A 7317-nucleotide genomic window follows, 5' to 3' on the forward strand; every position below is an offset into this window, starting at 1 on the left:
CAGCCACAGCCACAAGGGAAGGAACGTCCATGAAGAATCCATTCCACCAGCGCAACGTTGTTCAGGAGCCCGAGCCGCAGGATCTCGTTCACGTCATTGACCGAATGGTGCGCAATGTCGAAACGGGCCGCTTTGAGCGCTCCCTGGCTGCCCTCACGGCGGCCGGCGCGCTGGTGACTGCCGCTGAAATCTATTTCGAGCACGACAAAGCCAGCTTTGGCAACAAGTGGATGTGGGTTCCGGTGGTGTTGGGACCCCTCGGGGCGGCGGCAGGTGTGGCAGGGGTTTGCAGCAAACGAATGGCAAAAACTGCGCTCCCGCTTGCCTCGGCAGTCATTGTCGCCAACGGACTGCAGGGCACCTATTTCCATGCGCGCGGAATTGCCCAAAAACCCGGTGGTTTCTCAAACCTCCGCTACAACATGGAAATGGGGCCACCCCTGCTGGCCCCGCTGCTCGTGACCCTGGTGGGCGGCATGGGCCTGCTCGCGGCCGTGTTGCGGAGGGAGAAATGAGTGCGCTGCCGCTGGCCGCCGGCGACGGAGGCGGCCGGTTTCCCGAATTCAACACCACCGGCCAGGCCAAGCATTGGGATGCCGCGACGGCCTCCGTGGTCATGGGCCGGCTGGGCCGGCCACCGGACATCCGCTTCTTCTCGACCACCCAGGAGGCTGCTGCGAGCGCACTGTTCAACCAGCTCCTGGACCAACGTGAGGAACCCCGGATCCCTGTCGTGGCCATGGTCGACGCCCGGCTCGCCGCCCAGGAAACTGACGGTTGGCACTATGAGGACATGCCCGCGGATGCGGACGCGTGGCGGCAGACGCTTGCCGCCCTCGACGACGAAGCACGGATTCGGTGTGGCACGGTGTTCGCTGCGGCCGGCTGGCATGAACAGACGCGGCTGCTGCAGGGCATCCAAAACCTTGGCCCGGACCTCTGGCACGGGATCCCCGCGAAACAAACATGGAGCCTGTGGACCCGCTACGCCTGCACAGCGTTTTACTCCCATCCCTGGGCGTGGGACGAAATCGGATTTGCCGGCCCGGCCTACCCGCGAGGCTACAAGAACATCGGCGTGGACTCCTTGGAGCCGTTTGAGGTTCGGGACGCCCGCCCGGGAGCCGACCCTGCGCGGGGAAGCCAGACGCAGGGAAGGCAGGGATCCCTGTGAGCAGCGTCCGCGAGCGCAATGAATCCGCCTGGCTGCTCCCGGCGGGCCCCGGCACAAACCATGGACTGCGCGAACAAATGCGCCGCTTCGCCGATGAGGACGAGGTGGATATCGTCATCGTCGGCTGCGGCGCCGGCGGATCCACGCTGCTGCAGCGCCTGGCGCGGGCTGGCTGGCGGGCGGTGGCCCTGGATGCGGGCCCCTTCTGGGATCCGGAACGCGACTGGGTCAGTGACGAGGCCGGCTCGCACCACCTGTACTGGACGGAGCCGCGCGTGATCGCCGGGAGCGACCCGGTGCCGCTGGGCTCCAACAACTCCGGCCGGGGCGTGGGCGGATCCATGGTGCACTATGCCGGTTATGTTCCCCGCTTCCACCCCAGTGACTTTTACACCCGGACATTGGACGGGGTGGGCGCCGACTGGCCTCTGCGCTACCAGGACCTCAGGGGTTATTATCGGGACATCGAGGAGGAACTGCCCGTCGCCGGGGAACACTGGCCCTGGGGCGATCCGCATGGCTACCCCCACCGCCCCCATCCGGTCTCCGGAAACGGCGAACTGTTTCAGCGTGGCGCCCTGGCCGCCGGCATCACCGCCAAGGTCGGGCCGGTGGCCATCAGCAACGGACGCTTCGGCAACCGGCCACACTGCATCTACCGCGGCTTCTGCCTCCAGGGGTGCAAGGTCAATGCCAAGGCCTCACCCTTGATCACCCACATCCCGGATGCCCTGGCCCACGGCGCCGAGGTCCGTCCGGATTCCATGGTGACCGGCGTCGAAATCAATGCACGGACCGGCCTCGCCTCGGGCGTGCACTATGTCCACCAGGGGGTGGCGCGTTTTCAGCGGGCCAGGATGGTCGCCGTCGCCGGCTACTCGATTGAAACCCCGCGGCTGCTGCTCAACTCCACCTCGGCCCGGTTTCCCGAGGGGCTGTGCAATGACTTCGACCAGGTGGGCCGCTACCTCATGGTCCAGGGCGCCCCGCAGACGGCCGGACGCTTTGATGCGGAGGTGCGGATGTGGAAGGGACCGCCGCCGGAAGTCAGCAGCGAGGAATTCTACGAAACCGATCCGGGGAAGCCGTATAAACGGGGGTTCTCGATCCAAACGGTCTCTCCCCTGCCCATCACGTGGGCCGAACACGTCATGGCCCAGGGCCATTGGGGTGCGGCGCTGCGCAACTACATGAGCGACTACGTCCATTGGGCCTGTCTGGGCGCCCTGTGTGAATTCCTCCCCCAGGCCGAAAACCGTGTCACCCTGGCGCCGGAATTGGACCGCCACGGGCTGCCCGTGGCCCGCTTCAGCTATTCCCAATGTGCCAACGACCGGGCGCTCATGAGGGCGGCCCAGGACAAGATGGAACTCATTCTCACCGCGGCCGGCGCCGATGAGGTCATCACCATTGACCGGTACGCCCACTTGGTGGGCGGGGCACGCATGGCGGCCACCCAGGAAGAGGGTGTTGTTGACGCGGACTGCCGCAGCTTCGCCGTCCCGAACCTGCTCATCACCGACGGCAGCGTGCTGCCAACCCAGGGCAGCGCCAACCCGGCGCTGACCATCATGGCCGTCGCGGCCCGCGCCGCCGACAGGCTGCTCAGCAACGGAGCAGGGAGCCGACGAAAGTAAGGAAGGTGGGGTCGTGCGGGCGGCCCTGCCAGGAGCCAATCATTGGAGGACGGAAACATGGCAAAGCAAACAGTGGCGGACTACCTGCTGGCACGGCTGCGCGAGTGGGGCGTGGAGCACGTGTTCGCTTTTCCCGGGGACGGGATCAACGGCACCCTGGCAGCGTTCGGGCGTGCCGAAAACCAGCCGAAATTCATCCAGTCCCGGCATGAGGAAATGTCGGCGTTCGAGGCAGTGGGCTACGCCAAGTTTTCCGGACGGCTCGGCGTCTGCATGGCCACCTCAGGCCCGGGCGCCATCCACCTCCTCAACGGCCTGTACGACGCAAAACTTGACCACGTCCCGGTGGTGGCCATTGTCGGACAAACGGCCCAGTCCGCCATTGGCGGGGCCTACCAGCAGGAAGTTGACCTGGTGACACTGTTCAAGGACGTCGCCGGGGCATACGTGCAGTTGGTGACGGTGCCCGAACAACTGCCCAACGTCCTGGACCGGGCCATCAGGATTGCCCTGGCCGAACGCGCCCCCACAGCCATCATCATCCCCTCGGACGTGCAGGACCTGGAGTATTCGGCCCCCACCCACGCGTTCAAGATGGTGCCCTCCAGCCTCGGGGTGCAGTGGCCCACCATCACCCCGGACGATGCCGGGATCCGGGCGGCGGCGGCACTGCTCAACGCCGGCACCAAGGTCGCCATGCTGGTGGGATCCGGGGCACGGGACGCCCGCGAAGAGGTCCAGCAGGTGGCCGACATCCTGGGCGCGGGCGTGGCCAAGGCGCTGCTGGGCAAGGACGTCCTGTCCGACGAGCTGCCGTATGTGACAGGATCCATCGGGTTGCTGGGCACCCGGCCCAGCTACGAGCTCATGACGGACTGCGACACCCTGCTCACCATTGGTTCCAGTTTCCCGTACACCCAGTTCATGCCCGAGCCGGGCCAGGCCCGCGGCGTCCAGATCGACGTCGACGCCAAAATGATTGGCATGCGCTACGCCTACGAGAACAATATTGTGGGGGACGCGAAAACCACGCTGCAGGCCCTCATCCCCCTGTTGGAGCGCAAGCAGGACCGGAGCTGGCGCGAAACCATCGAAGCGAACGTCACCCGCTGGTGGGAAACCATGGCCATGGAAGCGGCGGTGGAGGCCAAACCCATCAACCCGATGCGGCTTTTCTCGGAGCTATCGCCCCGGCTGCCGGAGAACGCGATTGTCACCGCAGATTCGGGTTCCTCGGCCAATTGGTATGCCCGGCAGCTGAAGTTCCATGGCACCATGCGCGGTTCGCTCTCGGGCAACCTCGCCACCATGGGCCCCGGCGTGCCTTACGGCATCGGCGCCAAATTCGGCTGCCCGGAGCGCCCTGTGATTGTTTTCGCCGGTGACGGCGCCATGCAAATGAACGGCCTGGCGGAGCTGATCACCATCAAGCACTACTGGCAGGAGTGGGCCGACCCCCGGCTGGTCATCGCCGTCCTGCACAACAACGACCTGAACCAGGTCACCTGGGAGATGCGGGCCATGGAAGGGGCGCCGGCGTTCACCGAATCCCAAACACTCCCGGACGTCCCTTACGCCGCCTTCGCGGAACTCCTCGGCCTGCAGGGCATCGCCGTGGAGAACCCGGACGACGTCGGACCGGCCTGGGACCGCGCGCTGGCCGCGGACCGCCCCACCGTCCTTGACGTCCGGGTGGACCCCGATGTCCCGCCCATCCCCCCACACGCAACGCTCGAACAAGCACTCGACAGTGCCAAGGCCGTGCTCAAGGGTGACGAAAATGCGTGGGGGTTCATCAGGGAGGGCGTCAAAACGAAACTGCAGGAGTTCCTGCCCCACAAGGACAGCTAGCCATGGACTCCGATCCGTTGGTCGAACGGTTGGCGGTTTCCGTGTATCGGGTGCCCACGGACGCACCCGAAGCCGACGGCACCTTCGCCTGGGACTCCACCACCCTGGTCCTGGTCCAGGCCCGGGCCGGCGGCGCCACCGGGATCGGCTGGACCTACGCACCGGCAGCCTGCGGTGCGTTGATCACCGAGTTGTTGCAGCCCGCCATCGTCGGCCTGCCCGCGTTCGACGTCGGACACGCCTCCGTGGCGATGCTTCAGGCCGTCCGCAATGCCAGCCGCCCGGGCGCCGTCGGCTACGCCATTTCCGCCGTCGACTGTGCACTGTGGGATCTGAAGGCACGATTGCTGGGGCTGCCCCTGCACCGGCTGCTCGGCGCCGTCCGGGACAAGGTGCCCATCTACGGCAGCGGCGGCTTCACCAGCTATGACGAGCGGCAGTTGGCGGAGCAGCTCACCGGGTGGGCCCTGGAGCAGGCCATCCCGCGGGTGAAGATCAAGATTGGCGAATCCGCCGGAACAGAGACGGCAAGGGATCTGGCACGCATGCGGCAGGCACGGAGGGTGATCGGGCCCGGCGTCGAACTCTTCGTCGATGCCAACGGCGGTTACAGCGCCAAGCAGGCCATCAGGGTCATGGCCGAGGCCGCGGAGCTGGACATCCGCTGGCTGGAGGAGCCCGTGTCCTCGGACAATCTCGCCGGTCTGAGGGAGGTCCGGGAACGGGTCGACGCGGACGTAGCTGCCGGCGAATACGGGACAGAGCTGCTCTACTACCGGCGGATGTGCGCCGCCGATGCCGTGGACTGTGTGCAGGCGGACGTCTCACGCTGCGGCGGCATCACACAGTGGCTGCGCATTGCAGCACTTGCCGCAGCCCACGGCTTGGAGATCTCCGGACATTGCGCTCCGCATCTCAGCGTCCATGTGGCGGCGGCAACCCCCAACTTTCGGCATCTGGAATGGTTTCACGACCACGTCCGCGTCGAAACCATGTTTTTCGACGGCTGCCTGGACCCACGCGGCGGGACACTCAGTCCCTCCGCAGCGCCGGGCAATGGGCTCAGCCTGCGCACCGCCGACATGGCACCCTGCCGAATTGGCTAGCACGTGGCCGACCGCCGCCGCCCACGTCTGCCGCCCGATGTCCACCACTCCCCCAAGGACCATCATGAAACACTATTCAGCCACAGTGAGCTCCTCCAGCAAACACCCGGCGGATTGGGGCAGGGCCATGGCAGTGGCCCTCACGCGCGTCGTCGCCCAGGCCCGGTCGGACGGGCATGACATTGAAAGCGACAACCTCTACGGTGCCGAACTGCACCTGACAATTACAGAATTCGATCAGGGAGTCCACATCACCCTGAGCTGGAATCCCGGCGCGTCCGCGGCCGCATAAATACCCGCCACGCCTCAAAGTCGCGGGCCCGCATACCCTTCAGTCCTGAATTTTTCAGTCCTGAATTTTCTTCAGGGCGCTGCCTTTGTGCATGGCCACATGGTCGGTTTTGTCGCTCTTGATTTCATATTGCGGATCGTCCTGGCTGCAGCGGCGCATGTGTCCTTTGTAGTCAACGTCCTTGGTGTGGACCTTGACGATCTTGCCCTGCACGTATCCAGCCTCGGAATTCCACCGCACGTGGTCTCCCACGGAAAATTGCTGCGCCATTGCATTGCTCCTTTGCTTCCACTCATGTGGTGCCTGCTGGTTGTAGGATCCGGAGCTACGTGTCACTGATCCGGGGTAGGTGTTACCAGCGTGTCACCATTCCGGATTTCATGTCACCAACCTTTGGCTGTGAAGGTTCACATGCTGGCTGTCAGTATGCTCAGATTCGTGTCGCCAGTCATTGGCCTGGTTGCGGTCGTCAGGAAGACATAGCATCTCGAGCAAGTCGACGTTGCGTGTCGCCCGCAAGGAATCCTTGGTTGGGACGGTCCGGGTGCGAACCCTCGGTTGCCAGTAAGTCGCTAGTAAGCAATGCCGGGCCAAGTGGCAGTTCCAATGCCATGTAGGCGAAGGCGGTCGGATACACCAGCTGGCCAGCTCTTCGAACTCCCGCAGTGTCAACCTCGGCTTAAGCAGCGGCGGGGAGCACTTCCGTCACCGAGGGCGGCGGAGAAAGTCTCATCCACCCATTAGCCTGCATCACGCCCATCGAGGTGACTGACTGACAAACAGATGGTTTGAAAAACGAGAACCCCCGTATCTGGGGTGCCACGCTGTTTCTGGAGTTGAAGGGCATTGAGGTCATCCGACCAGGCGGCCCACGAAGTGCAGTACCTGGCAGATCAAGAAGAACGACGGCGGTGAAAAATACAGCCAGTATTTGGTGGCCTTGAGCCGCCTTGATTCCGGCTCCCACACCACTTTTGTCCGGACGATTCCAGCGAGGAGCATGGACAGGGCGACGGCCAGAATCGGTGACAGAATACTCATCCACGTGGACACCATCCACACCACTGAGGTTGCTCCGCTGACGATGGCCAGCCCCAAGAAAAGAATATAGCCGGTCAGCAGTCCATAGCTGAGAAAAATCAGCACAACCATAACGGACGGGGCAAAAAAGTTCCCGCGTTTGTCCCTCGCGGTGCATAGATAGCCCAGTCCGGGCAGCGAAACCAGGAAGGCCAAGCCAATCAGGACGCCCCTTAA

The 7317-nt window shown here is 64.5% G+C and carries 8 protein-coding genes; 6 read left to right on the top strand and 2 right to left on the bottom strand.

Going from position 1 to position 7317, the window contains the following annotated elements:
• The first annotated feature begins 29 nt into the window (after positions 1 to 29).
• From ACT3TS_RS17150 to ACT3TS_RS17175, 6 genes are all read left to right on the top strand, one after another.
• On the top strand, positions 30 to 515 hold the full coding sequence (locus ACT3TS_RS17150; protein WP_444532742.1) for a hypothetical protein: 486 nt from the start codon (positions 30 to 32) through the stop codon (positions 513 to 515).
• Complete coding sequence (locus ACT3TS_RS17155) at positions 512 to 1174, top strand: gluconate 2-dehydrogenase subunit 3 family protein (protein WP_444532743.1); 663 nt, start codon at positions 512 to 514, stop codon at positions 1172 to 1174. The genes ACT3TS_RS17150 and ACT3TS_RS17155 overlap by 4 nt, the downstream gene beginning before the upstream one ends.
• On the top strand, positions 1171 to 2811 hold the full coding sequence (locus tag ACT3TS_RS17160; protein WP_444532744.1) for a GMC family oxidoreductase: 1641 nt from the start codon (positions 1171 to 1173) through the stop codon (positions 2809 to 2811). The genes ACT3TS_RS17155 and ACT3TS_RS17160 overlap by 4 nt, the downstream gene beginning before the upstream one ends.
• A gap of 57 nt (positions 2812 to 2868) precedes the next feature.
• Positions 2869 to 4662 carry a thiamine pyrophosphate-requiring protein gene (locus ACT3TS_RS17165; protein ID WP_444532745.1) on the top strand — a complete coding sequence of 598 codons (1794 nt, stop codon included), beginning with the start codon at positions 2869 to 2871 and terminating at the stop codon, positions 4660 to 4662.
• Positions 4663 to 4664: 2 nt separating this feature from the next.
• Entirely contained in the window at positions 4665 to 5768 is a 1104-nt protein-coding gene (locus ACT3TS_RS17170; protein WP_444532746.1) for an enolase C-terminal domain-like protein, read from the top strand.
• Between the two features lie 64 nt (positions 5769 to 5832).
• Positions 5833 to 6060 carry a hypothetical protein gene (locus tag ACT3TS_RS17175; protein ID WP_444532747.1) on the top strand — a complete coding sequence of 76 codons (228 nt, stop codon included), beginning with the start codon at positions 5833 to 5835 and terminating at the stop codon, positions 6058 to 6060.
• A gap of 54 nt (positions 6061 to 6114) precedes the next feature.
• On the opposite strand, the gene ACT3TS_RS17180 is transcribed toward ACT3TS_RS17175, so the two are convergent.
• The gene (locus ACT3TS_RS17180; RefSeq protein WP_444532748.1) at positions 6115 to 6330 is read right to left on the bottom strand and encodes a DUF2945 domain-containing protein; all 216 of its coding nucleotides are present in this window, start codon (positions 6328 to 6330) and stop codon (positions 6115 to 6117) included.
• A 582-nt stretch (positions 6331 to 6912) separates the two neighbouring features.
• Positions 6913 to 7317: hypothetical protein (locus ACT3TS_RS17185; RefSeq protein WP_444532749.1), on the bottom strand; the 405-nt coding region annotated here is incomplete at its 5' end.

The sequence above is a fragment of the Specibacter sp. AOP5-B1-6 genome (genome assembly GCF_052376555.1).
Lineage (GTDB): Bacteria > Actinomycetota > Actinomycetes > Actinomycetales > Micrococcaceae > Specibacter.